Origin of the sequence: Cupriavidus pinatubonensis (assembly GCF_019602855.1) — a bacterium.
In the GTDB taxonomy this organism is placed as follows: domain Bacteria; phylum Pseudomonadota; class Gammaproteobacteria; order Burkholderiales; family Burkholderiaceae; genus Cupriavidus; species Cupriavidus pinatubonensis.
Genome location: NZ_CP080767.1, coordinates 1,382,520 through 1,405,019, shown reverse-complemented (window position 1 = coordinate 1,405,019; position 22,500 = coordinate 1,382,520). Strand labels below are relative to the sequence as shown.

Here is a 22,500-nt window from a genome sequence, read left to right as displayed (position 1 = left end):
GTCGGCGACAGACATGAGGAGACGCCAATCATGAACCCCAAACCACTCGAACCCAACGAGCCGGTTCTTCTTGCCCTGGTGGACGCTGTCACCGCGTGGCAAAGAGCGCTGGAGCAGACGCTGGCTGCTTCCGGTTTGAATTACGCCAAGTGGCTGTTGTTGCGAGCCATCCGACAAAATACCTTCGTGCGTCATGAGCCGCTTGCCGGTGCCATGCTGATCGATGCCGCCTGTTCGGAGCGTTTGCTGAGCGATCTGCTGCGCGATGGCTGGATCGAATGCGCCGACTCCAACGCCGCTCCGCACATCTGCGCTGCAGCAGAAGGCCGGCTGGAACGCGTATGGCAAGCCGTAAAAGCGCTGCATTCGGTATCGGTATCGCCGTTCAATTCCCAGGAACGCGTAGCGCTGGGCACGCTGTTGCAGCGCATGAAACTGACGCTGAGCGATCATTCCGAGCGCCGCAGCCGCAGCACGACGAACGAGCCGGCCGCCGCACTCGTTTGCGCAAGCCGATCCTCCTGTACCGGCACTTCGCGGCCTGCGTGCGCCTGACGCCGGGGGCCTGATCCCGAGCGCCTGATGGCACTGAACACGCGCCGCACTGGCGGCGCGGGCGCACGGCCGCTCGCCGTGACGACTTTCCCTTCGCATCGTCCTGTTTTTTCCTAAAGTATGAGCATGCCCCGGCACATGCCCCGCCTGCGTACAGGCGCGCGACATCACCGGCCCGCGCCCGATACCGCAAGGAGGCACCATGCCGCAGGAGAACGAAGAAAAAGTCGCACACCTGCAGGAAGAAATGCTGGCGTTCGCGCGGGAGCGGTTGCCCGCCGCAGGGTTCGAGCTGCTCCAACCGATTCTGCGCCATTACTACGACCAGACCGATTCCGATGACCTGATCCACCGCGAAGTCGCCGATATGTATGGCGCCGTGATGGCGCACTGGCAAACCGCGCAGAAGTTCGTACCGGGTACCGCGCGCATTCGCGTGTACAACCCCAACCTGGAAGAGCACGGCTGGCATTCGGACCACACCGTGGTCGAGATCGTCAACGACGACATGCCCTTCCTGGTCGACTCCGTGACCATGGAGATCAACCGGCTGGGCCTGGCCCTGCACTCCGCGATCCACCCTGTGTTCCGTGTGTGGCGGTCCGCCAAGGGCGGCATCGAAAAAATCGAGGTGGGCGGCGCCGGCGGCGATGCATCATCGCGCCTGGAATCGTTTATCCATTTCGAGGTCGACCGGACCGGCGAGCCGGCGCGACTGGAAGCATTGCGCACCGGCATTGCGCGCGTGCTCGGCGACGTACGTGCCGCGGTCGAAGACTGGCAGCGCATGCGCGATATCACCGAGACCACGATCGGCAATATGGCGCAGGCCCCGGATGCCGCCACTGCGGACAGCACCGAAGGCCGCGCCTTCCTGCAGTGGATGCTCGACAACCACTTCACTTTCCTCGGGCAGCGCGATTATCAGTTGGTCTCGCAGGACCAGCGCTATTTCCTGCGCGGCATGCCGGACACTGGCTGCGGCATCCTGCGCGAAAGCCTCCGCCCGCCAGAAGCCGACGACCTCACCCCGCTGCCCGCCGCGGCCACTTCCATCATCCAGGGGAGTTCGCCGATCTTCCTGACCAAGGCAAATTCGCGCGCCACGGTGCACCGGCCTGGCTACCTCGACTACATCGGCGTAAAGCTGCTCGATGCCAACGGCAAGCTGTTCGGCGAGCGCCGCTTCGTGGGCTTGTACACGTCCACAGCCTACACCTCACCGATTGCCGAGATTCCGCAGGTGCGGCGCAAGTGCGCGAATATCCTCGCGCGTGCCGGCTTCCTGACGAAGGGCCACCTGTACAAGTCGCTGGTCACCATCCTCGAACAGTATCCGCGCGATGAGCTGTTCCAGATCGACGAGGACGAACTGTTCGACATCGCGATCGGCATCCTGCGCCTGCAGGAACACCAGCGCACGCGCCTGTTCGTGCGGCGCGACCGCTTCGACCGCTTCGTGTCTTGCCTGGTGTTCGTCCCGCGCGACAAGTACAACACCGACCTGCGCCAGAAGATCCAGAAGATCCTGATGGGCGCATTCCACGGCAGCGCCTGCGAGTTCACGCCGCTGCTGTCGGAATCGCCGCTGGCGCGGATCCAGCTTATCGTGCGTAGCGAGCCCGGCAGCATGCCGCAGGTCGATACGCAGGAACTGGAATCACGCATCGTCCAGGCGAGCCGCCGCTGGCAGGACGACCTGGCCGCTGCCCTGCATGAAAGCCGGGGCGAGGAGCAAGGCAACCGCCTGCTGCGCCAGTACGGCAGCTCTTTCCCCGCAGGCTATCGCGAAGACTATCCGGCCCGCACCGCTGTGCGCGACATCGAGCTGATGGAGCACGCGCTGCACGGCAACGGCATCGCCATGAACCTGTACCGCCCAATCGAGGCAGTCCCTGGCGCGTTTCGCTTCAAGGTGTACCGCGCCGGCGAACCGATTGCGCTCTCGCACAGCCTGCCGATGCTCGAACACCTTGGCGTGCGCGTGGACGAGGAGCGGCCCTACCTGATCGAGCCCGATGGCGGCGCGCCGGTCTGGATTCATGACTTCGGGCTCGAGATCGCAGACAGCGCGAGCGGTGCCGACTTCGATATCGAGCGCATCAAGGCGCTATTCGAAGACGCGTTCGCACGTGCATGGAATGGCGAGATCGAGAACGACGACCTCAACCGGCTGGTGCTGCGCGCCGAGCTTGCCGCGCGCGATGTGACCATCCTGCGCGCGTACGCAAAGTACCTGCGCCAGGTCGGCTCGACCTTCAGCGATGCGTACATCGAACGCGCACTGACCGGCAATCCGGGCATTGCTGCGAAACTGGTGGCGCTGTTTGTCGCACGCTTCGATCCCGCTACGACCGCTACGCGCGACACGCGTTGCCAGCAATTACTTACCGATATCGAGACTGCACTGGACCAGGTACCGAACCTCGACGAGGACCGCATCCTTCGCCTGTTCCTCGGCGTGGTCAATGCGACCGTGCGCACCAACTATTTCCACCGCGATACCGACGGACAACCGAGGCCTTTCGTCTCGTTCAAGTTCAATCCATCGCAAGTTCCCGGGCTGCCTGAACCACGCCCGATGTTCGAGATCTGGGTCTATTCACCGCGCGTGGAAGGCGTTCACCTGCGCGGCGGCCGCGTTGCCCGCGGCGGTCTGCGCTGGTCGGACCGGCGCGAAGATTTCCGCACGGAAGTGCTGGGCCTGATGAAGGCGCAGATGGTGAAGAACACGGTGATCGTGCCGGTTGGCTCCAAAGGCGGCTTCGTCGTCAAGCGCCCGCCGCCGCCGACGGACCGCGATGCCTTCCTGCAGGAAGGCATCGCTTGCTACCAGACATTCCTGCGTGGCCTGCTCGACCTGACCGACAACCTTGTGGCCGGCAGGCTCGTGCCACCGCCTGACGTCGTCCGTCATGACGACAACGACCCGTACCTCGTCGTCGCGGCCGACAAGGGCACGGCCACCTTCTCCGACTTCGCCAACGCGATCTCCGCCGAATATGGCTTCTGGCTAGGCGATGCGTTCGCATCGGGCGGCTCGGTCGGCTATGACCACAAGAAGATGGGCATTACCGCGCGTGGCGCGTGGGAATCAGTCAAGCGGCATTTTCGCGAGATGGGCATCGACACGCAGACCACGGATTTCACAGTAGCTGGTGTCGGTGACATGTCGGGCGACGTGTTCGGCAATGGCATGCTGCTGTCGCCGCATATCCGGCTCGTGGCCGCGTTCGACCATCGGCATATCTTCCTGGACCCTGATCCCGACCCGGCTTCCAGCCTGCAGGAACGCGCTCGCATGTTTGCCCTGCCGCGATCCAGCTGGGCCGACTATGACACCAAACTGATTTCGACCGGCGGCGGCATATTCCCGCGCACGGCCAAGACCATCGCGCTGTCGCCGCAGGTCCAGGCCGTACTGGGTATTACCGCAAGCACCTTGTCGCCGGCGGAGCTGATCCACGCGATCCTGATGGCGCCTGTGGACCTGCTGTACAACGGCGGCATCGGCACCTACGTCAAATCGAGCCAGGAAACGCATTTGCAGGCCGGCGACCGCACCAACGACGCCGTGCGCGTGAACGGCGCGGAGTTGCGCTGCAAGGTTGTCGGCGAAGGCGGAAATCTCGGCTTCACGCAGCTCGGCCGCATCGAGTTCGCGCGCCGTGGCGGACGCATCAACACCGATGCCATCGACAACTCGGCCGGCGTGGATTGCTCGGACCACGAGGTCAATATCAAGATCCTGCTGGGCCAGGTCGTCGCCGAAGGCGAGATGACGGAAAAGCAGCGCAACAAGCTGCTGGCCGAGATGACGGATGAAGTCGGCTTGCTGGTGCTGCAGGACAACTACTACCAGACACAGGCCCTGTCGGTCGCGGGCCGCAGCAGTACTGCGCTGCTCGATGGCGAGGCACGCCAGATCCGCTGGCTGGAGCGCGCCGGCCGCCTGAACCGCGCGCTCGAATTCCTGCCCGGCGACGAAGAGATTGCCGAACGCAAGGCCGCAGGCGAAGGGCTGACCTCCCCGGAGCGTGCGGTGCTGCTCGCCTACAGCAAGATGTGGCTCTACGACGAACTGCTGGTCTCTGACGTCCCTGAAGATGCGCTGGTGGCAGGACTGCTCGTTGACTATTTCCCGGTCCCGCTGCGCCAGCGCTACGGCGACGCCATGCAGCGCCACCCGCTGCGCCGTGAAATCCTGGCCACGCACCTCACCAACCTGCTCGTCAACCGGATCGGCGCGACCTTCGTGCATCGCATCATGGAAGAGACGGATGCGCGTCCGGCGGACATCGTGCGCGCGTGCCTGATCGCGCGCGACGTATTCGGGCTGACTGCGCTGTGGGAGGACATCGACGCCCTCGACAACCGCATAGCCGATGCCGAACAGGCACGGATGTTCAGCGCGGTCGGACAGCTGCTTGAGAGGGCCTGCCTCTGGTTCATCCGGTACCTGCGCACTGGCGGCAGCACTGCAGCGGACATGACTCGCTTCACGCAGGCGGCCCAATGGCTGGTCCCGCAATTGCCGGCCTTGCTACCGCAGGCCGATGCCGCGGCACTGGCCGATCGCACGCGTGCGCTGACCGAAGCCGGCGTCGAGCCGGCGCTGGCCCGGAAGGTAGCCAGCAGCGATATCGCCGCTGCGGCGCTCGATATCGCAGAGGTCGCAGCATCGTGTGATCGCCCGCTGGAACTCGTGGCTGGCGTCTATTTCGCGCTCGACACCCAGCTCAGCTTCGGCTGGCTGCGCGAGCGCGCGCAGGCGCTGCCCGCGGATACGCACTGGGACCTGCTGGCCCGCACCACCACGCTGGATGATCTGGGACGCCTCAAGCGCGCCCTGATGACCAGCGTGCTGGCGCAGGCTGGATCCTATAACACCGCCGAGCCGCTGATCGACAGCTGGCGCGGCAGCCGGCAAACCGCGCTCGAGCGCTTCACCCGCATGCTGACCGACCAGCGCGCATCGGGCGCCACGGGGCTGTCGATGCTGTCTGTGGCTATCCGCGAGATCGGGATGCTGGAACGAAGCTGAGGAGACGCGCGGCCCTATTCCCCTTCCTGTTCCTCGTCGGGCTGGTGCGGGCGGAATTCGAGCCCCAGCAACAGCACCAGTTCGAAGGCGTCCGCGAGCAGGTGTGTCTGCCGTGGCAGCAGGCTGGCGTAGGGCATGTCGTAGATCGACTGGTGCGCGGCGCGCTGGCCCTTTAGGCCACGGTCTCGGGCAATGTCCGAAAGCAGCGCAGCAAAGCCGGACAGGTCCTGAGCGGCCAGCGCGGAATTCAGTACCCTGGCGATCACCTCGGGGGATGCGCCTGCCCAACCGATGAGTTCGGCATTGGAGGCTGACTTGTGAGGGCGGTCGGAAATGTCCATGGGCAGTCTAACGGTCTGCGGACCTGCTCCTTGAGTGCAAAGTGACGCAGCAATTACCCTACATACGAGGGGTTCAGCCAATCCATCGGTTGACGAGTATCTCAGCCATTGTTCTGCACCCACTGGCGTGCCCATGCGATGGTTGCCACGCGCGCTTCTTCCGGTGTCGGATACGTAGTGGGTGGCGAGCCGCCTTCCAGCGCGACGGCGCCGGAATCCCAGATATCGCAGATGCCGCGAAAACGGCCGCCCCCCAGCGCATGGCAGAACACATGGACCACAAAACCGCGGTATTCGATGATATCGGTGGCCGCTTCCGGCAACGGCTCAGGGTCCACCGCCTGCTCCTGCTCCGCGAGCATGGCAGCGGCCATGTCCGCCCCGGCATCGCGACGCGCGCCGTTCGCCAGCCACGCACCCAGACACGCCGCAGCAGCGCCGGAGAGCAAACCCAGCCCAAACCAGCAGGCTCTGTTATGACAATGCGCCATGGCTGCCCCCTTAGATTTCACGGAGCTACGTGGAGCGGCGTTCGTACCCCATATGGTTCAGGTTATACCAAAGCCTGAAACGCAGTCGGCGCATGCCGCATTCGTCACTCAATATCACGCTCAAAGGAGATGACGCACGCGTCCTCGGCATTTATACTGTACATCCATACAGTACTCACAAAGGCACTGCCATGCCGCTCTATCAATCCGATTCCATCTTGCTGGAGGCGCACTATTTCGGGGACGATGCGGAGTACATGCGCCTGTCTTGCGCACACGTCAGCGTCGGCAACGGCGCCATCGTCGTGCAGGGCATCGAGCCAAGGCAATTGCAAGGCTTGCGCTGGACGCCCGATTTCCTGTCATTCGACGTGAGCGGCAACCACCACCGCTACCCGGTTGGCCGACCGGCCTTCATCGGCCCCGACCGCGCGCAATTTGCACTGCTCTGAAAGAGACCTCCCGCCGATACCATGCTAGCTGACTACGCCGCTGATCGACTGATCAAAGCTCTGGATCTGCTGCCCCATCCAGAAGGCGGGTATTTCCGTGAAACCTACCGAAGCGCGGAGAATATCCAATGCAGCGATGGCCGGCAGCGCAGCGCGTCGACGGCCATCTACTACATGCTGCGCGACAGCGATTTCTCCGCATGGCACCGCATCCGGTCGGATGAACTGTGGCACTTCCACGCGGGCACTCCGCTCGATGTGCATGTCCTGACCAGCGACGGCAACCTTGTCACGCATCGGCTTGGCAATCCGCTGGAGCACCACGGGGCTGTGTTTCAGGCCATGGTTCCTGCCAATCATTGGTTTGCCGCCGAACGCGTGCCGTCAGGTTCGCAGGATTTTTCGCTGCTTGGTTGCACCGTTGCACCAGGGTTCGAGTTCAGTGAATTCGAGCTGGCAGATGCATTGGAGCTTGTGGCTATTTTTCCTCGTCAAGCCGACCTGATCCACCGGCTCTCGCGTCGGCATGCGTAAGCGTTATCGGGATGCTACGATGACCTCAAAGAGCCTGGGAGACGCCCATGGTCCTAAAGCGTTATCACGAATTCCCTGCGGAAGAACGGGACGCCTTTGAAACTGCCTGTGCGCGGCATGGTTTTGTTGTCGAAGATTTTGAACTGACCGAAGACGATAACCGACCCGCCGCGCAGCGGACCATCAACGTTGGGCGTGTTGTGGGAAGTCAGTTCGAACGATACACGACAGCGGATGGCGTGCTCTGGGTGGAACGCTTCGAGCGCGACCTGGCTGACGATGTGTTTGGGTTTCCGTTGGCGGATTGAGTGGCGCGCAGCGCTTTTTTTGGACCCCATTACGTTCGATCGCACCGTCTCCCGAGCCCGTGCAAATGAACCTGTACATGACAGCAACGCCCAGAAGCCGATCACAAGGCAGTAGCGCGATTGAGGATGTCGGCCAATTAGACAAAAGGCCTGACAGATAAAACCTGTCAGGCCTTTTATTTACTGGTCGGGGCGAGAGGATTTGAACCTCCGACCACCTGCACCCCATGCAGGTACGCTACCAGGCTGCGCTACGCCCCGAAGAAAAAGATTATAGCAGACGCATTTCCCCGCTGACCAGCGGTGCTGGTGAAATTTATGTGCGCCGCGCGATCTGCTGAAGCTGCGCGAGCAGGTGCTGCACCTCGATGAGTTCACCTCGCAGACTGGCGATATCCACCGACGGCACCGACGTCTCCGCCGCAGTCTCCACAGCCAATTCTTCTGTCTCGGTCTCAGCATGATGATGCGCGTGCCGCCCTTCATCCAGCCGATTGCGCGCACCATTGATCGTGAAGCCCTGCTCGTACAGCAGTTCACGGATGCGTCGGATCAGCAGGACTTCATGATGCTGGTAGTAGCGCCGGTTGCCGCGGCGCTTGACCGGTTTGAGCTGCGTGAATTCCTGTTCCCAGTAGCGCAGTACATGCGGCTTGACTGCGCACAGTTCGCTGACTTCACCAATGGTGAAGTAACGCTTGGCGGGGATGGGCGGTAGCGCTATGCGCTCGCTGGATTTGTCCGACATGAGTGGTGTAGACAGGCGTCAGGCCATGCCGGCCGGTTCGAGTTGGCGCGTGGATCAGCGCGCCATGAAGCATACAGACGCCTGCTGCGCCAAGCAATCCGCCGTTGGGGTGAGGCCCCTTCGGTCAGCCCGGCACGTCCAGGCCCGCACGCTCTTCCACCAGGCTCTTGAGCTTCTGGCTTGCGTGGAATGTCACGACGCGGCGCGCGGTGATGGGAATGACTTCACCGGTCTTCGGATTGCGGCCCGGGCGCTGCGGCTTGTCGCGCAACTGGAAGTTGCCGAAGCCGGAGAGCTTGACGCTGTCGCCCTGCTCCAGCGCTTCCCGAATGACGTCGAAGAAGGCTTCGACCATGTCTTTCGATTCGCGTTTGTTCAGGCCGACCTGGTCGAACAGCATTTCGGCGAGTTCGGCCTTGGTCAGCGTCGGCACCTCGGCGGCGCGGTTTTCCGGCATGGAGTCGTCGCGGGAGGAAGCCTGCCGGTCGCTCATCTCGCCCAAAGCTGCTGCGGTCATGGAGTTCGCGTCTCGATCTTTCATGTCGATCGCTCAAGGAATTCTGTCTGGCGATCCGCCCGGGTGCACTGCCCGGGCGCCCTGTCTGTGGTATGTGCTGGTGGTCAGCCGCGCAAGCGAGCCTGGAAGGCTTCGCCCAATGCGTCGACCATGCAGCGCACCGCGCTGTCGACGGTCTCGTCCTGCAGGGTCGACCCAGTATCTTGCAAGGTCACCCGGAACGCAAGGCTTTTCTCGTCGGCCCCAATGGCGGCCGAAGCAGCCTTCGGACGGAACTCGTCGAACAGCACGAGGCTCTGGCAGAAGCGGCCACAGCCCTGCTTGTCGAGCGCGGCGCGCATGCTGTCAAGCATGTCCTGCACGCGTACCGATTGCTTCACCACTACCGCCAGATCACGCACGGCGGCAGGGAACTTCGAGATCTCGGCGTAGGTCGGCAGACCTGCTTCGCGCAGTGCGTCAAGCTCGAGTTCGAACAGTACCGGCGCCTGCGTCAGTTCATACTCCTGCAGCCAGCGCGGATGCATTTCGCCCACGACGCCGACCGGCTTGCCGTCGATCAGCATGCGTGCCGCGCGGCCCGGGTGCAAAGCCGGATGTTCGACCGGTTCGAAGCGCGCAACACGCGGATGGAACAGCGTTTCCACATCGCCCTTCACGTCGAAGAAATCGACGTTGCGCGTGGTGATGCCCCATTGCTCTTCGAATGCGGGACCGTAGGCGATACCGGCAGCCATCATCGGTTGATGGTAGCCGGCCACCGTCAGGCCGCCGTCCTTCACATCGGCATCGCGATGGAACACGCGGCCGACTTCGAACAGGCGCACGCGCGCGGCCTTGCGATTCAGGTTGTAGCGCACCTTGTCGAGCAGGCCACCGATCAGCGAGGAACGCATTACCGCAAGCTGGCTGGCGATGGGATTCAGCAAGCGGATCGGGTTGTCATTGGCGGCGAAGTCGCGCTCCCACTTCTCTTCCACGAAGGCAAAGTTGATGACTTCCTGGTAGTCGCGCGCGGCCAGCGCGTGTCGCACTACGTGCGTGGAGCGGCGGCCTTCGTTGGTCGGGCGCATTTCGCTCTCCGCCACGGGCGGACGCGCGGCAATGCGCTCGAAGCCGTAGATGCGCGCGACTTCTTCGATCAGGTCCTCTTCGATCTCGATGTCGAAGCGATAGCTCGGCGGGGTCACCTCGAACACTTCGCCGTCGGCGCCCTGCGAGCGCGTGAACGGCAGTTGCAAGCGCTGGAATACATCAGCCACGACGGCCGACGACAGCTCGATGCCCAGCACGCGCTCGGCACGCGCCAGACGCAGGCTGACCGGTCTACGCTGCGGAAGATTGACGATATGGTCATCGACCGGACCGGCCTGGCCACCGCAGATCTCGAGGATCAGCGCGGTGATGCGTTCGATATGCTCAACCGTCGTCGCATAGTCCACGCCGCGCTCGAAGCGATGCGCCGCATCGGTCGAGAAGTTGTAGCGGCGCGCGCGGCCCTGGATGGCCGACGGCCACCAGAACGCGGCTTCCAGGTAGATGTTCGTCGTGTCGAGCGTCACGGCAGTGCTGTCGCCACCCATGATGCCGGCCAGGCTCTCGATTTCCTTGTCGTCAGCGATCACGCCGACTTGCTCGTCCACCTCGATGGTATTGCCGTTCAGCAGCTTGATCTGTTCGCCCTTGCGGCCCCAACGCACATCGAGGCCGCCGTGGATTTTGTCCAGGTCGAACACGTGCGACGGGCGGCCCAGCTCGAGCATCACGTAGTTGGAGATATCCACCATCGCCGAGATGCTGCGCTGGCCCGAGCGCTCCAGGCGCTGCACCATCCAGGCCGGCGTAGCCGCGCGTGCGTTCACGCCGCGGATCACGCGACCCGAGAAGCGGCCGCACAGGTCGGGCGCCGACACCTTTACCGGCAGCTTGTCGTCGATGGTGACCGCCACGGGCTTCATGTCCGGCAGCGTCAGCGTAGCGCCGGTCAGGGCCGACACTTCACGCGCCACACCGTGGATCGACAGGCAGTCAGCCTTGTTCGGCGTCAGCTTGATGATGAAGACCTGATCGTCGAGGTCCAGGTATTCGCGGATGTTCTGGCCGACCGGCGCATCTTCCGGCAGCACCAGCAGGCCGCCATGGTCTTCCGACAGCTTCAGCTCGCGCGCCGAGCAAAGCATGCCGTAGCTCTCCACGCCACGCAGCTTGCCGACCTTGATTTCGAACGGCTTGCCTTCGGCCTCTGCAGGCGGCAGCACGGCGCCCACCAGCGCGCACGGGACCTTGATGCCGGGCTTGACGTTGGGTGCACCGCAGACGATCTGCAGCGTCTCGCCGGTGCCGGCGTCGACCTGGCACACGTTGAGCCGGTCTGCATTGGGATGGCGCTCAGTCGACAGCACGTGCGCGACCACGATCTTGTCGAACGGCGGCGCGACCGGGCCGACCTCCTCCACTTCGAGCCCGGCCATGGTCAGGCTGTGCGACAGCGCGTCGGTGGAGATCTTTTCAGGGTTGGCGAAGGTGCGAAGCCAGGATTCCGAGAATTGCATGGCGCTTCTGATCCGGTAAGTATTCTGTGATGTCTTTGACGAAGGGCTGGACGCGCGCGTCAGGCGAACTGGCGCAGGAAGCGCACGTCGCCTTCGAAGAACAGGCGCAGGTCGTTGATGCCATAGCGCAGCATCGTCAGGCGCTCCAGGCCCGAGCCGAACGCGAAGCCGATGTAGCGTTCCGGGTCCAGGCCCATATTGCGCAGCACGTTCGGGTGCACCTGGCCGGAGCCGGAGATCTCCAGCCACTTGCCGTTGCCGAACGCCATGTCGATCTCGGCCGACGGTTCCGTGAACGGGAAGTACGACGGGCGGAAACGCACCTGGATGTCGTCGCGCTCGAAGAACTTGCGCAGGAAGTCGGTGTACACACCCTTCAGGTCCGCAAAGCTCACGTCCTCGCCGATCCACAGGCCTTCGACCTGGTTGAACATCGGCGAGTGCGTGGCGTCGCTGTCGACGCGGTACGTGCGGCCCGGGCAGATCACCTTGATCGGCGGCATGGCCTTGCCGGCGTACTTCTCGACGTGCATCTTCGCGTAGCGCACCTGCATGGGGCTGGTGTGCGTGCGCAGCAGCAGGAGCTTGTCGTCGCTGTCGCGGCCGTCGATATAGAACGTGTCCTGCATCGAACGCGCCGGGTGGTTGTCCGGGTTGTTGAGCGCGGTGAAGTTCATCCAGTCGGTTTCGATCTCGGGACCATCGGCCACGTCGAAGCCGATCGAGCCGAAGATCTGTTCCACGCGTTCCCACGTGCGCATGACCGGGTGCAGGCTGCCGCGGCTGACCGCGCGGCCCGGCAGGGTCACGTCGATGGCTTCGGCAGACAGGCGCGCATTCATCAGCGCATCGGCCAGTGCCTGGCGGCGCGCCGTCAGCGCGGCTTCGACCTGCTGCTTGACCTGGTTGATGCGCGCGCCTTCAGTCTTGCGCGTTTCCGGGTCGAGCTTGCCGAGGCCCTTGAGCAGTTCGGTCAGCGCGCCGGTCTTGCCGAGGAACCTGGCCTTCTCGTTTTCCAGCGTGGCGTTGTCGTTGGCGGCGGCGAAAGCGGCCTGGGCGTCGGCGACGATTTGATCCAGATCCTGGGACATGGCGGTCGTGGAAATAGCTTGGCGCCGTGACATTGCTGCCGTCGCGGCGTGGGTTGGTGTTCGTTTCGAATGGCGTTTCGGCACTGCTTGCGGCAAGGACTGCACAGCAATCGCCGAAGCGGCATTCGAAAATGAAAACGGGGCCCGTGAGAGCCCCGTTTCAGCAGACCTTGCGGTCGGTGCTTGCCCGGCAACCTCTACGGGTTGCCGCAGCCGGCATCAGGCAACAGTGGCTTTCACCTGGTTGACGATGGCGGCAAAGGCAGGCTTGTCGTGAATAGCCATGTCCGACAGCACCTTGCGGTCCAGTTCAATCGAGGCCTTCTTCAGACCGTTCATGAACACGCTGTAGGTCATGCCATGCTCACGCGTCGCGGCGTTGATACGCGCAATCCAGAGAGCGCGGAACACGCGCTTCTTGTTGCGGCGATCGCGGTACGCGTACTGGCCAGCACGCATGACCGCCTGCTTGGCGATACGGTAGACATTATTGCGACGGCCGCGGTAACCCTTGGCAGCGTCGATAACTTTCTTGTGACGGGCCCGTGCAGTGACCCCACGCTTTACTCGAGGCATGTAATTCTCCTTTCGTTTTCGTAAGGGTTATGCGTAAGGCATCATCGCCCGCACCGACTTCAGGTTCGTCTCATGGACGTCCTGAGTACCGCGCAGGTGACGCTTGTTCTTGGTGGTCTTCTTGGTCAGGATGTGACGCTTGAAGGCCTGGCCACGCTTGAACGAGCCATTCGGACGGGCAGTAAAGCGCTTGGAGGCGCTTTTCTTCGTCTTCATCTTCGGCATGAAAAACTCCAGCTCTATGACATGCATGCAGGTGGACGGCTCACGCCGACGCTTGCAAGACCCGCATCCACTTGTTGTTGCACGGCGCCACAAGGGCTCCGCGCTACTTCCACGCGACACAACGCCGGAATGCCTCGGCATCCCGGCCGCCGCATCGCGCAAAAATTACTTCTTCTTCTTGGGGGCGATCACCATCACCATCTGGCGCCCTTCCATCTTCGGCATCTGCTCGACCTGGCCGATTTCTTCCAGGTCCGCCTTCAGGCGTTCGAGCACACGCACGCCGATTTCCTGGTGCGCCATCTCACGGCCGCGGAAGCGCAGCGTGATCTTGGTTTTGTCGCCATCTTCCAGGAAGCGCTTCAGGTTGCGCAGCTTGACGTTGTAGTCGCCATCATCCGTGCCAGGGCGGAACTTCACTTCCTTGACCTGGATGATTTTCTGCTTCAGCTTCGCCTCGTGTGCGCGCTTGGCTTCCTCGTACTTGAACTTCCCGTAATCCATGATCCGGGCGACGGGCGGAGTCGCGTTCGGGGCGATCTCCACCAGGTCCAAGTCCTTGTCCTCAGCCAGCCGCAGAGCGTCCATGAACTTGACGATGCCGAGCTGCTCGTTATCAACCCCTACCAGGCGCAGCTCAGGCGCACTGATCTCCCGGTTGATGCGATGACCTTTGTCTGTAGCGATGTTGCGTTACCTCAAGAAGACAAAAAAACAAGCCGTGCTTCCGACCCATCAGGCTTTGTTGGTGACGTCCTGTTGCAGACGCTCCACAAACGCGGAGACGGGCATCACACCCAGATCCACGTTGCCACGGGCACGCACGGCCACTTGATTGGCATCCCGCTCCTTGTCGCCCACCACCAGCAGGTAGGGGATCTTCTGAAGCGAATGCTCGCGGATTTTATACGTAATTTTCTCGTTACGCAAATCGGCCTTCGCCCTAAACCCTTGTTTTAGCAGCGATTGCACGACATTTTCGGCATATTCAGCCTGCGATTCCGCGATATTCATGACAACCACCTGCTCCGGTGCCAGCCAGGCGGGCAGCGCACCTGCGTGGTTTTCGAGCAGGATGCCAAGGAAACGCTCGAACGAACCCAGGATCGCACGGTGCAGCATCACCGGACGCTTGCGCGAATTATCCTCGGCGACGTATTCGGCACCGAGGCGCTCCGGCAGCACCAGGTCGAGCTGCAGCGTGCCGCACTGCCATGAACGGCCGATGGCATCTTTGATGTGGTACTCGACCTTCGGACCGTAGAATGCGCCCTCGCCGGGCAGTTCTTCCCAGTCCACGCCACAGGCGCGCAGCGCCAGGCGCAGGCCTTCTTCGGCGTGATCCCAGACCTCGTCCGAGCCAGCGCGCTGTGCCGGACGCAGCGACAGCTTCACCGCCACATCCTTGAAGCCGAAGTCGTCATAGACCGAGAACGCGAGTTCGTTGAAGGCTTTCGCCTCGGCAACGATCTGCTCTTCCGTGCAGAAGATGTGCGCATCATCCTGCACAAAACCGCGCACGCGCATCAGCCCATGCAGCGCGCCCGACGGCTCGTTGCGATGGCAGGCGCCGAACTCGGCCAGGCGCAGCGGCAGGTCACGGTAGGAACGCAGGCCATGGTTGAAGATCTGCACATGTCCCGGGCAGTTCATCGGCTTGATCGCGTAGTCGCGCTTCTCCGACTCCGTGACGAACATGTTTTCCTTGTAGTTCTGCCAGTGGCCGGACTTCTCCCACAGCGAACGGTCCATCACCTGCGGCGTGCGCACTTCGTCATAGCCGGCGGCCGTCAGGCGGCCGCGCATGTACTGCTCGACGGCCTGCCATACCTGCCAGCCCTTCGGGTGCCAGAACACCATGCCCGGCGCCTCTTCCTGCAGGTGGAACAGGTCGAGCGACTTGCCCAGTTTGCGGTGATCGCGCTTTTCGGCCTCTTCGAGCATGTGCAGGTAGGCTTCCTGGTCTTCCTTCTTGGCCCACGCCGTACCGTAGATGCGCTGGAGCATCTCGTTGTTGGCATCGCCGCGCCAGTAGGCGCCGGCCACCTTCATGAGCTTGAAGACCTTGAGCTTGCCCGTGGACGGCACGTGCGGGCCACGGCACAGGTCGACGAACTTGCCTTCGCGATACAGGCCGATTTCCTGGTCCGCCGGAATCGAGGCGATGATCTCGGCCTTGTACTTCTCGCCCATCGACTCGAACAGCGCCACCGCCTCGTCGCGGTTCCAGACCTCGCGCGTGACCTTCTCGTCCTTGCGGGACAGCTCCGTCATCTTCTTTTCGATGGCAGCCAGGTCTTCCGGCGTGAAGGGACGCTTGTAGGCGAAGTCGTAATAGAAGCCGTTTTCGATCACGGGGCCGATCGTCACCTGGGCATCCGGGTACAGTTCCTTGACCGCATACGCGAGCAAGTGGGCCGTGGAGTGACGAATGACATCGACGCCGTCAGCGTCCTTATCCGTGATGATGGCCAGCGCCACATCGCGATCGATCGAGTAGCTCGTGTCGACCAGGTTGCCGTCCACCTTGCCAGCCAGCGCGGCCTTGGCCAGACCCGTGCCGATGCTTTGCGCCACTTCGGCGACCGTCACCGGGCCGGGAAACTCGCGACGGGACCCATCCGGCAGCGTGATTGCGATCATTTCGACTCTCCAGGATTCCACCCCGGCGCTGGCGCTCGGCGGGCGGATCAAACTGCATCTTTTGTAGCACCGGCCCACCCCGAAACAGGCGGCGTACCGACAACGTTCTTGGTGCTTGCGCACGGCAGGCGGCAAGCTTATCAGGCAGCTGGCAGGCGACAGACGAAAAAAAACGCGGCCAAGGCCGCGTTTCTCTTTGTCAAACCCGACTCAATCGGGACGGAGGCGCACCTCGACTACTGTCGCATACCAGCGGTAGTAGTTCGCGGTGTCATGAACATAATGCCCTTCCGTTCCTTATGAGATTGAATCGGACTTGCCGCACTGTATTGTTGTACTGCTTCTTTTACTGCTTTACTGCAATTCGTTGGTAGGCTCGATTGGACTCGAACCAACGACCCCCACCATGTCAAGGTGGTGCTCTAACCAGCTGAGCTACGAGCCTAGCGAAGCAGCAATTATAGCCTCACTTTCTTCGTGCTTGCAATACCCCCTGCACATCTTCGATGATCGACAGCGCGCGCTGCAGTTGCGTGGCCTCCGACACCTCGGCTGTGAACTGCATGCGCGCCACGCCCTTGCTCGACAGCGTCTTCACGCCGGTCACGTTGATCTTCTCGCGCGACAGCACTTCGGAGATATCACGCAGCAGCCCCTGGCGGTCGATGGCCTCGACGTGGATGTCGACCGGATACACGGCATCGCTCTTCTTGCCCCACTCGGTCTGGATCACGCGCTCGGGGGCGCGCGCCGAGAGTTGCTGGAACGTGTGGCAGTTGCGCCGATGGATCGACACGCCGCGCCCGCGCGTGACGAAGCCGACGATCTCGTCCGGAGGTGCCGGCTTGCAGCAGCGCGACATCTGCGTCATCAACGAATCCACGCCGACCACAAGCACGCCGGATTTGGCGCCGCGCGCCACGCTGGTGGCGCGGCTCTTCTTGGTGACGGCGTCTTCCTCGTTGAACGGCGCCTGCACCTCGCCCTCGGGGTGCCGCAGCGCTTGCTCGACATGCCGCAGGCTGAACTCCTCCTTCGCCACTGCGGCGAAGAGGTCGTCCGGCGACTTGAAGCCGAGCCGCGTGGCGAGGTCTTCGAGCTTGACGGCGGTCTTGCCTTCGCGCTGCAGCGTCTTGTCGATCAGCACGCGGCCTTGCGCAATAGTCTCCTGCGAATCCAGCGCATTGAACCACGCCCGTACCTTGGCCCGCGCGCGGCTGCTGGCCAGGTAGCCGAGTTCGATGTTGAGCCAGTCGCGCGACGGCCCGCCCTGCTTCACGGCGATGATCTCGACGGTCTGACCGTTCTTCAGTGGCGTATTCAGTGGCACCATCGTGCCGTCGACACGCGCGCCGCGGCACCGGTGGCCAAGATCACTGTGCAGGTAATACGCGAAGTCGAGCGGCGTGGCACCTTGCGGCAGCGCGATCACGCGTGCCTGCGGCGTCAGCACGTAGATGTGGTCGTCGATCGCCGCGTGCTTGAGCTGCTCCCACGGCGACGGCGACTCGTCATGCGCCACGCTGTGGTCGGCATCATCCTTCCAAGCCAGCAGTTGCCGCAGCCACGCGATCTTCTCGTCGTAGCTGTCGCTTGCCGCGAACTGTCCGCTGTAGCCCTTGCTGCCCGCTTCTTTGTAGCGCCAGTGCGCCGCCACGCCGTACTCGGCGAAATGGTGCATTTCGTGCGTGCGGATCTGTACCTCGAACGCACGCCCGTCGTCCCCGATCACCACCGTATGCAGCGACTTGTAGCCGTTCGATTTGGGCCGCGAAATGTAGTCGTCGAACTCGCGCGGAATCGGCTGCCAGATATGGTGGACGATACCGAGGACCGTATAGCAGTCCTTGATGTCGTCGACGATCACGCGGAACGCGCGCACATCGTACAGGTCGGCAAAATCCAGCTCCTTGCCGCGCATCTTCTTCCAGATGCTGTAGATGTGCTTGGGCCGCCCGCTTACCTCGGCGCGGATGCCGGCGTCGGCCAGCTCCGATTGCAGGCGCGCGATGGCGCTGGCGATGTAGCCCTCGCGCTCGATGCGCTTTTCATCGAGCAACTTTGCGATGCGCTTGTAGGTATCAGGCTGCTCGAAGCGGAAGGCCAGGTCCTCGAGTTCCCACTTCATCTGCCAGATGCCGAGGCGGTTAGCCAGCGGCGCATAGATGTCGAGCGTCTCGCGCGCGATGCCGGGTAGCGGTTCACGCTTGTTCTGCGCGAGCCAGCGCAGCGACTGCAGCCGCGAAGCCAGGCGCACCAGCACCACGCGGATATCTTGCGCGAACGCCAGCAGCATCTTGCGCAGCGCTTCGACCTGCTCGTGCCGGGCCTGCGCCACGTTGCGCGATGCCTCCTGCGCGTCGTGCCCGCCGGCAATGGCGCCGATGCGCAGCAGTTGCCGTACGCCCTTCACCATCCGGCATACATCTTCGCCAAAGCGCGCCTCGATTTCCGGCTCTACGGCGGGCGCGAATTCGGCCAGCGGGAACAGGCAGCACGCGGCGCGCGCGGCATCATCCACGCGCAGACCGTCGAGGATGCGCAGCATTCCTTCCGCATGCGACAGCACCGGCTCGCCAGTCGGCAGCACGGCGTCGCCCGCCTGCTCGCGTACGTACGCGAGCGCGCGCTCGACCATGTCGGCGTCCGGGACGCCGGCCACCTGGCCGGCCAGGTCGGTGGACGTCACCATAGGGTCACCATGTCACAACGCCATCTTCAGTTGAGCGCAGCGGTCACCACCACTTCGATCAGGTAGTCGGGATTGGCCAGCCTGGCTTCGACAGTGGCGCGCGGCGGCGTATTGCCCTGCGGCACCCACGCGTCCCACACCTCGTTCATCTTGCCGATCATCCCGATGTCAGTCAGGAAGATCTGGCATGACAGGATGCGCGACTTGTCGCTGCCCGCTTCGGCGAGCAGCCGGTCGATATGACCCAGCACCTCGCGGGTCTGGCCGCTGATGTCGGCCTTCGGTTCCACTTCCGGCACTTGCCCAGCCAGGTAGACCACACCGTTGTACACCGCGTATTCCGACAGGCGTGCACCCACGTGGGCGCGCTTCAGTTCATTGCTGCTCATGACTAGTTAAAACGATTTCTGGTTGATACGAACGATTTCAGGCGCCACTCGCCTCACGCGCTTCCGAGAAAGAACTGGCGCGCCACGGCAATCTGCGCCGGATTGACAAAAGTCGGTGCATGCCCCACATCGGGGATCTCCACCGAACTGACATGTTTGCCGCGGGACACCATGTCGGCCACGGTATCGCGCAACAGCAGGTCCGACTGCGCACCGCGAACGACCAGCACCGGCGCTTCAATGGCCTCGAACAGTTGCCACATCGTGGCTTCGCCGGCTGCGAGTTGCTCCGGCGTGGCGCCGCGGAACGGTACGGCCAGCGCAGGATCGTAATGCAAGCCCCATTCCAGGCCTTGCGCACCCTGTACAGGCTTGAGGATCGCAGCGTTGAGCTCGCGCCATTGCTCCGGCGTATGGCGTCCGAACGATGCGCTGATGGTCTGCAGGTAGGCCAGCCCTTCTTCGAAGGTCTTGAACCGCACCGGGAGTCCAACGTACGAGCCGATCCGCTCCACGGCCGCAGCCGTGATGCGCGGCCCCACATCGTTGAGCAGCAGCTTGCGCACCGGCGAATTGGGCAGGCCCGCCAGCGCCATGCCGATCAGCCCGCCCATTGACGTGCCGAACCAGTCGACCTTGTCGACGTTGAGCCTGGCGATCAGCGTAACCATGTCCGCCACGTACTTGGGCACCACGTAACCGGACGGATCAAGCAGCCAGTCCGAGCGCCCGCGGCCAGCCACGTCGGGGCACACCACGCGGTAGTCGCCGCACAGCGACTGGGCCAGCGCATCGAAATCGCGGCCGGTGCGCGTCAGGCCGTGCACGCACATCAGCACGCGCGGATTCGCCGGGTCGCCCCATTCGTGATAGGCCATGCGGTGCAGGCCCGCCGGACTGATGCACTGAACGAAGCCGAGGCGCGGACTGGCAGACATCTGAACTCCCTGACGAACCGGCTGCCGCACAAGCATTGCCGGAGGTTGAGCAAAGCAGGATTGTACGCCGCAGCGGTTACAATGCCACAGCACTAGTCCACTGCGTCAGCCGCTACGCCGCGGCAATCGCGACGCGGTCCGGCCGGCCGTGACCGGCCACGTATTCTTTCGACTTTCGATCTCGACGGAGGCTTACATGCTCAAAGGCAAGACGGCACTGGTGACTGGCTCGACCAGCGGTATCGGACTCGGCATCGCGCAGGCACTGGCCGCGCAGGGCGCCAACATCATCGCCAATGGCTTTGGTGACGTGGAGGCCGCAAAGCAAGAGATCGCGCAGGCCGGCGCGGGCATCAAGGTGGGCTACCACGGCGCGGACATGAGCAAGTCTTCCGAGATCGAGGACATGATGCGCTATGCCGACTCGGAATTCGGCGGCGCAGACATCCTTGTCAACAACGCGGGCATCCAGTTCGTGGCCAATATCGAGGATTTCCCGCCTGAGCGCTGGGACGCGATCATCGCCATCAACCTGACCTCGGCGTTCCACACCACGCGCCTGGCGCTGCCCGGCATGAAGCAGAAGAACTGGGGACGCATCATCAATGTCGCTTCGACCCACGGACTCGTGGCGTCGGCCCAGAAGTCGGCCTACGTGGCGGCCAAGCACGGCATCGTCGGCCTGACCAAGGTCACCGCGCTGGAGACCGCGCAGACCGGCGTCACCGCCAACGCGATCTGCCCCGGCTGGGTGCTGACGCCGCTGGTGCAGAAGCAAGTCGATGCGCGCGCGCAGAAGGAAGGCATTCCGGTCGAGCAGGCCAAGCGCGAACTCGTGATCGAGAAGCAGCCGTCCGGCCAGTTCGTCACGCCCGAGGAACTTGGCGCGCTGGCGGTCTTCCTGTCGTCCGAGGCGGCGCGCCAGGTGCGCGGCGCGATCTGGAACATGGACGGCGGCTGGGTCGCCCAGTAAAGCCAACCCATGCAGGAATGAAAAAGCCCCGCTTCACAGCGGGGCTTTTTGCATCCGACCTGCAGCGCTTACAGCAGCGTCGCGCCGGTCTTGCTCTGGATTTCCTCGCGGCTCACGCCCGGGGCGGTTTCCACGAGCTTCAGGCCGTCCGAGGTCACGTCGATCACACCGAGGTCGGTGATGATGCGGTTGACCACGCCTACGCCGGTCAGCGGCAGGTTGCAGTCCTTCAGGATCTTGATGTCCTCGGTGCCGTCCTTCTTCTTGGCGGTGTGTTCCATCAGCACCACCACGCGGCCCACGCCGGCAACCAGATCCATCGCGCCGCCCATGCCCTTGACCATCTTGCCCGGGATCATCCAGTTGGCGAGGTCGCCCTTTTCGCTGACCTGCATCGCGCCGAGGATGGCCAGGTTGATGTGGCCGCCGCGGATCATCGCGAAGGAATCGGCCGACGAGAAGATCGACGAGCCAGGCAGCGTCGTCACGGTCTGCTTGCCGGCGTTGATCATGTCGGCGTCGACTTCGTCCTCGGTCGGGAACGGGCCGATGCCGAGCAGGCCGTTTTCCGACTGCAGCCACACTTCCATGCCTTCCGGCACCCAGTTGGCCACCAGCGTCGGCAGGCCGATACCCAGGTTCACATAGAAGCCGTCCTGCAGCTCCGCCGCGGCGCGCGCGGCCATTTCGTCACGTGTCCATGCCATGATGTGTCTCCCTCTTACTTGGCGGCACGCACGGTGCGCTGCTCGATGCGTTTTTCGGGGGTCGTGTTGAGCACGAGGCGCTTGACGAAGATGCCAGCCAGGTGGATCTCATCGGGGTCAAGCTCGCCAGTTTCGACGATATGCTCGACCTCGGCCACGGTGAACTTGCCTGCCATGGCGCACATCGGATTGAAGTTGCGCGCGGTGCGGCGGAACACCAGGTTGCCGGCCTTGTCGGCCTTCCAGGCCTTGACCAGCGCCACGTCGGCGGTCAGCGAACGCTCCATCACGTACTTCTCGCCGTCGAATTCGCGAATTTCCTTGCCGTCGGCGACGATGGTGCCCACGCCGGTCTTGGTGAAGAAGGCCGGGATGCCCGAACCACCGGCGCGAAGCTTCTCGGCCAGCGTACCCTGCGGCGTGAATTCCAGCTCGAGTTCGCCGGCCAGGTACTGGCGCTCGAACTCCTTGTTCTCGCCCACGTAGGACGAAATCATCTTCTTGATCTGGCGTGTTTCCAGCAGCTGGCCCAGGCCAAAGCCATCCACGCCGGCGTTGTTGGAGATGCAGGTGAGCTGCTTGACGCCGGTGTCGCGCAGCGCAGCAATCAGCGCCTCGGGAATGCCGCACAGGCCGAAACCGCCAACGGCGATCGTCTGGCCGTCGCGGACGACGCCTGCAAGCGCCTCGGCGGCGCTGGCGTAGACCTTGTTCATGGTTCGCT

At 63.3% G+C, this 22,500-nt stretch carries 21 protein-coding genes and 2 tRNA genes; 6 read left to right on the top strand and 17 right to left on the bottom strand.

Annotation, left to right across the window (positions count from 1 at the left end; genetic code table 11):
- Positions 1 to 30: 30 nt before the first annotated feature.
- Both K2O51_RS19115 and K2O51_RS19110 read left to right on the top strand, forming a co-directional pair.
- Entirely contained in the window at positions 31 to 555 is a 525-nt protein-coding gene (locus K2O51_RS19115; protein ID WP_011297459.1) for a MarR family winged helix-turn-helix transcriptional regulator, read from the top strand.
- A 202-nt stretch (positions 556 to 757) separates the two neighbouring features.
- Complete coding sequence (locus K2O51_RS19110) at positions 758 to 5,599, top strand: NAD-glutamate dehydrogenase (protein WP_220631506.1); 4,842 nt, start codon at positions 758 to 760, stop codon at positions 5,597 to 5,599.
- 14 nt (positions 5,600 to 5,613) lie between these two features.
- On the opposite strand, the gene K2O51_RS19105 is transcribed toward K2O51_RS19110, so the two are convergent.
- Together K2O51_RS19105 and K2O51_RS19100 are read right to left on the bottom strand one after the other, a co-directional pair.
- On the bottom strand, positions 5,614 to 5,940 hold the full coding sequence (locus K2O51_RS19105) for a hypothetical protein (protein ID WP_041679559.1): 327 nt from the start codon (positions 5,938 to 5,940) through the stop codon (positions 5,614 to 5,616).
- A gap of 101 nt (positions 5,941 to 6,041) precedes the next feature.
- The gene (locus K2O51_RS19100) at positions 6,042 to 6,431 is read right to left on the bottom strand and encodes a hypothetical protein (RefSeq protein ID WP_011297456.1); all 390 of its coding nucleotides are present in this window, start codon (positions 6,429 to 6,431) and stop codon (positions 6,042 to 6,044) included.
- 92 nt (positions 6,432 to 6,523) lie between these two features.
- Between K2O51_RS19100 and K2O51_RS19095 the strand changes: the two genes are divergently transcribed.
- From K2O51_RS19095 to K2O51_RS19085, 3 genes are read left to right on the top strand one after another with little or no spacing between them, the layout of a single operon-like run.
- A complete protein-coding gene (locus K2O51_RS19095) occupies positions 6,524 to 6,883 on the top strand; it encodes a hypothetical protein (protein ID WP_235679917.1) in 360 nt (119 codons plus the stop codon).
- 21 nt (positions 6,884 to 6,904) lie between these two features.
- Complete coding sequence (locus K2O51_RS19090; RefSeq protein WP_011297454.1) at positions 6,905 to 7,417, top strand: cupin domain-containing protein; 513 nt, start codon at positions 6,905 to 6,907, stop codon at positions 7,415 to 7,417.
- A 47-nt stretch (positions 7,418 to 7,464) separates the two neighbouring features.
- Positions 7,465 to 7,725: a hypothetical protein gene (locus tag K2O51_RS19085; protein ID WP_041679557.1), complete on the top strand. Its 261-nt coding sequence runs from the start codon at positions 7,465 to 7,467 to the stop codon at positions 7,723 to 7,725.
- A 184-nt stretch (positions 7,726 to 7,909) separates the two neighbouring features.
- On the opposite strand, the gene K2O51_RS19080 is transcribed toward K2O51_RS19085, so the two are convergent.
- From K2O51_RS19080 to K2O51_RS19020, 13 genes are all read right to left on the bottom strand, one after another.
- A tRNA-Pro gene (locus tag K2O51_RS19080) sits at positions 7,910 to 7,986 on the bottom strand.
- A gap of 55 nt (positions 7,987 to 8,041) precedes the next feature.
- Positions 8,042 to 8,473, bottom strand: coding sequence for a MerR family transcriptional regulator (locus K2O51_RS19075; protein WP_011297452.1), 432 nt, complete (start codon positions 8,471 to 8,473; stop codon positions 8,042 to 8,044).
- A 124-nt stretch (positions 8,474 to 8,597) separates the two neighbouring features.
- Complete coding sequence (locus K2O51_RS19070; RefSeq protein WP_011297451.1) at positions 8,598 to 9,014, bottom strand: integration host factor subunit alpha; 417 nt, start codon at positions 9,012 to 9,014, stop codon at positions 8,598 to 8,600.
- 80 nt (positions 9,015 to 9,094) lie between these two features.
- Positions 9,095 to 11,542: a phenylalanine--tRNA ligase subunit beta gene (pheT, locus tag K2O51_RS19065; RefSeq protein ID WP_220631505.1), complete on the bottom strand. Its 2,448-nt coding sequence runs from the start codon at positions 11,540 to 11,542 to the stop codon at positions 9,095 to 9,097.
- Between the two features lie 59 nt (positions 11,543 to 11,601).
- Entirely contained in the window at positions 11,602 to 12,633 is a 1,032-nt protein-coding gene (gene pheS / locus K2O51_RS19060) for a phenylalanine--tRNA ligase subunit alpha (RefSeq protein ID WP_011297449.1), read from the bottom strand.
- A 219-nt stretch (positions 12,634 to 12,852) separates the two neighbouring features.
- The gene (rplT, locus tag K2O51_RS19055; RefSeq protein WP_008650487.1) at positions 12,853 to 13,209 is read right to left on the bottom strand and encodes a 50S ribosomal protein L20; all 357 of its coding nucleotides are present in this window, start codon (positions 13,207 to 13,209) and stop codon (positions 12,853 to 12,855) included.
- Between the two features lie 27 nt (positions 13,210 to 13,236).
- Positions 13,237 to 13,434: a 50S ribosomal protein L35 gene (gene rpmI, locus K2O51_RS19050; protein ID WP_011297448.1), complete on the bottom strand. Its 198-nt coding sequence runs from the start codon at positions 13,432 to 13,434 to the stop codon at positions 13,237 to 13,239.
- A 165-nt stretch (positions 13,435 to 13,599) separates the two neighbouring features.
- Positions 13,600 to 14,121, bottom strand: coding sequence for a translation initiation factor IF-3 (infC, locus tag K2O51_RS19045; protein ID WP_084791900.1), 522 nt, complete (start codon positions 14,119 to 14,121; stop codon positions 13,600 to 13,602).
- Positions 14,122 to 14,169: 48 nt separating this feature from the next.
- Positions 14,170 to 16,077, bottom strand: coding sequence for a threonine--tRNA ligase (thrS, locus tag K2O51_RS19040; RefSeq protein ID WP_011297447.1), 1,908 nt, complete (start codon positions 16,075 to 16,077; stop codon positions 14,170 to 14,172).
- Positions 16,078 to 16,445: 368 nt separating this feature from the next.
- Positions 16,446 to 16,522 (bottom strand) — tRNA-Val (locus K2O51_RS19035).
- Positions 16,523 to 16,543: 21 nt separating this feature from the next.
- A complete protein-coding gene (locus K2O51_RS19030; protein WP_011297446.1) occupies positions 16,544 to 18,769 on the bottom strand; it encodes a RelA/SpoT family protein in 2,226 nt (741 codons plus the stop codon).
- 26 nt (positions 18,770 to 18,795) lie between these two features.
- A complete protein-coding gene (locus K2O51_RS19025) occupies positions 18,796 to 19,158 on the bottom strand; it encodes a RidA family protein (protein ID WP_220631504.1) in 363 nt (120 codons plus the stop codon).
- Between the two features lie 53 nt (positions 19,159 to 19,211).
- A complete protein-coding gene (locus K2O51_RS19020; RefSeq protein WP_011297444.1) occupies positions 19,212 to 20,096 on the bottom strand; it encodes an alpha/beta fold hydrolase in 885 nt (294 codons plus the stop codon).
- 196 nt (positions 20,097 to 20,292) lie between these two features.
- Between K2O51_RS19020 and K2O51_RS19015 the strand changes: the two genes are divergently transcribed.
- Positions 20,293 to 21,069 (top strand): 3-hydroxybutyrate dehydrogenase, encoded by a 777-nt coding sequence (locus tag K2O51_RS19015; RefSeq protein ID WP_220631503.1) that lies wholly within the window; start codon positions 20,293 to 20,295, stop codon positions 21,067 to 21,069.
- A 68-nt stretch (positions 21,070 to 21,137) separates the two neighbouring features.
- Here the strand turns inward: K2O51_RS19015 and K2O51_RS19010 are convergent, their stop codons facing one another.
- On the bottom strand, positions 21,138 to 21,776 hold the full coding sequence (locus tag K2O51_RS19010) for a CoA transferase subunit B (protein ID WP_011297442.1): 639 nt from the start codon (positions 21,774 to 21,776) through the stop codon (positions 21,138 to 21,140).
- A gap of 14 nt (positions 21,777 to 21,790) precedes the next feature.
- Positions 21,791 to 22,492 (bottom strand): CoA transferase subunit A, encoded by a 702-nt coding sequence (locus tag K2O51_RS19005; protein WP_011297441.1) that lies wholly within the window; start codon positions 22,490 to 22,492, stop codon positions 21,791 to 21,793.
- Between the last annotated feature and the right edge of the window lie 8 nt (positions 22,493 to 22,500).

Excerpts from the sequence above, each read along its gene's own strand:
- K2O51_RS19115 (WP_011297459.1), top strand. The coding sequence starts at position 31 with ATGAACCCCAAACCACTCGAACCCAACGAGCCGGTTCTTCTTGCCCTG.
- K2O51_RS19110 (WP_220631506.1), top strand. The coding sequence starts at position 758 with ATGCCGCAGGAGAACGAAGAAAAAGTCGCACACCTGCAGGAAGAAATG.
- K2O51_RS19105 (WP_041679559.1), bottom strand. The coding sequence starts at position 5,940 with ATGGACATTTCCGACCGCCCTCACAAGTCAGCCTCCAATGCCGAACTC.
- K2O51_RS19100 (WP_011297456.1), bottom strand. The coding sequence starts at position 6,431 with ATGGCGCATTGTCATAACAGAGCCTGCTGGTTTGGGCTGGGTTTGCTC.
- K2O51_RS19095 (WP_235679917.1), top strand. The coding sequence starts at position 6,524 with ATGCCGCATTCGTCACTCAATATCACGCTCAAAGGAGATGACGCACGC.
- K2O51_RS19090 (WP_011297454.1), top strand. The coding sequence starts at position 6,905 with ATGCTAGCTGACTACGCCGCTGATCGACTGATCAAAGCTCTGGATCTG.
- K2O51_RS19085 (WP_041679557.1), top strand. The coding sequence starts at position 7,465 with ATGGTCCTAAAGCGTTATCACGAATTCCCTGCGGAAGAACGGGACGCC.
- K2O51_RS19075 (WP_011297452.1), bottom strand. The coding sequence starts at position 8,473 with ATGTCGGACAAATCCAGCGAGCGCATAGCGCTACCGCCCATCCCCGCC.
- K2O51_RS19070 (WP_011297451.1), bottom strand. The coding sequence starts at position 9,014 with ATGAAAGATCGAGACGCGAACTCCATGACCGCAGCAGCTTTGGGCGAG.
- pheT (WP_220631505.1), bottom strand. The coding sequence starts at position 11,542 with ATGCAATTCTCGGAATCCTGGCTTCGCACCTTCGCCAACCCTGAAAAG.
- pheS (WP_011297449.1), bottom strand. The coding sequence starts at position 12,633 with ATGTCCCAGGATCTGGATCAAATCGTCGCCGACGCCCAGGCCGCTTTC.
- rplT (WP_008650487.1), bottom strand. The coding sequence starts at position 13,209 with ATGCCTCGAGTAAAGCGTGGGGTCACTGCACGGGCCCGTCACAAGAAA.
- rpmI (WP_011297448.1), bottom strand. The coding sequence starts at position 13,434 with ATGCCGAAGATGAAGACGAAGAAAAGCGCCTCCAAGCGCTTTACTGCC.
- thrS (WP_011297447.1), bottom strand. The coding sequence starts at position 16,077 with ATGATCGCAATCACGCTGCCGGATGGGTCCCGTCGCGAGTTTCCCGGC.
- K2O51_RS19030 (WP_011297446.1), bottom strand. The coding sequence starts at position 18,769 with ATGGTGACGTCCACCGACCTGGCCGGCCAGGTGGCCGGCGTCCCGGAC.
- K2O51_RS19025 (WP_220631504.1), bottom strand. The coding sequence starts at position 19,158 with ATGAGCAGCAATGAACTGAAGCGCGCCCACGTGGGTGCACGCCTGTCG.
- K2O51_RS19020 (WP_011297444.1), bottom strand. The coding sequence starts at position 20,096 with ATGTCTGCCAGTCCGCGCCTCGGCTTCGTTCAGTGCATCAGTCCGGCG.
- K2O51_RS19015 (WP_220631503.1), top strand. The coding sequence starts at position 20,293 with ATGCTCAAAGGCAAGACGGCACTGGTGACTGGCTCGACCAGCGGTATC.
- K2O51_RS19010 (WP_011297442.1), bottom strand. The coding sequence starts at position 21,776 with ATGGCATGGACACGTGACGAAATGGCCGCGCGCGCCGCGGCGGAGCTG.
- K2O51_RS19005 (WP_011297441.1), bottom strand. The coding sequence starts at position 22,492 with ATGAACAAGGTCTACGCCAGCGCCGCCGAGGCGCTTGCAGGCGTCGTC.